The organism is Paenibacillus taihuensis (assembly GCF_003386535.1).
Taxonomy (GTDB): domain Bacteria; phylum Bacillota; class Bacilli; order Paenibacillales; family Paenibacillaceae; genus Paenibacillus_Z; species Paenibacillus_Z taihuensis.
Window position 1 is genome coordinate 1 of the sequence record NZ_QTTN01000085.1, and the last position, 1166, is coordinate 1166.

The following is a 1166-nucleotide window of genomic DNA, read 5'->3' on the forward strand; positions in this document are numbered from 1 at the left end:
CGGGTGCGTACCCGTTTCCATTGCTTCCACAGACACATTCGAAGTCTTCGGCGTATCCATTGATCGAATCGTTCGCAGTGACTCTTTGCCGAGGCGAGTCGGAAATATCCAAGCCATCCCATGAGATAGCGGTTCAATTTCTCGAGACGGGTTTCCATCGACTCCGATCGTGTTCGGTTCGTCAATTCCCTAACTCTCTCTTTAAAGCGTGAGATGGTTTGCGGGGCGAGTCGAACCGTCGCTTTCTTGTCTTTCAAGAAGCTAAAACCAAGGAACTTGCGGTTCCATGGGCGGTCTACCGCACTCTTTTCCCGATTCACTTTCAATTTCAGCTTTCCTTCTACGAAGTGGCTAACCGACTCCATGACCCGTTCTCCTGCTCGTTTACTCGCGACGAAGATATTGCAGTCATCCGCGTAACGAACGAACCTCAATCCTCGTTTAGTCAGTTCCTTGTCCAAGTCATCCAACAGAATGTTCGCCAAGAGCGGACTTAGCGGTCCGCCTTGCGGCGTACCTTCTTCCGTCTTCGTTAGCGCTCCATCTGCCATGACTCCGGCATTCAAGTACGCTCGAATGAGCATCAAGACACGTTTGTCCGTTACTCTCCTCGCCACCCTTGCCATGAGCATGTCATGGTTTACTCGGTCAAAGAATTTCGCCAAATCCATATCTACGACCCATCGGAGTCCGCTTTGGATGTAGCTTTGGGCTTGTTTCACCGCGTCATGAGCCCGTTTTCCTTGCCGGAAACCGTAGCTGTACCACGAGAAATGCGGGTCAAAAATCGGGTTCATCACTTGTAGAAGTGCCTGCTGGAGGAATCGATCCATCACGGTCGGGATGCCGAGCAGCCGTACGCCGCCTCCGGGTTTGGGGATTTCCACCCGTTTGACTGGCGAGGGTCTGTACGTTCCCGTCAGGAGTTCGGCTTTCACCGTTTCCCAGTGCGTTTTCAGGTAAGCTTGTAGCTGCGCTACCGTTACACAGTCCACACCGGGGGCTCCTCCGTTCTGTACCACTCGCTTGTATGCGAGCCGAAGGTTGTCTCCTTTGAGCATCCGCTCCAGCAGGTCGTTCTGGTGGTCTTTGCGAGCGGAAGGGGCGACTTGTGCCGGCGAAGAACTCGGCGCTTCTGCATACCCTGGCGGCTTCACCGCTTCTCT

General features: G+C 53.8%; 1 protein-coding gene. It reads right to left on the bottom strand.

The genetic code is table 11. The annotated features are described in order from the left end of the window. Window positions 1-1166, bottom strand: a 1166-nt coding sequence (gene ltrA, locus A8990_RS31200; protein WP_116192904.1) for a group II intron reverse transcriptase/maturase, incomplete at both ends; no start/stop codon positions are given.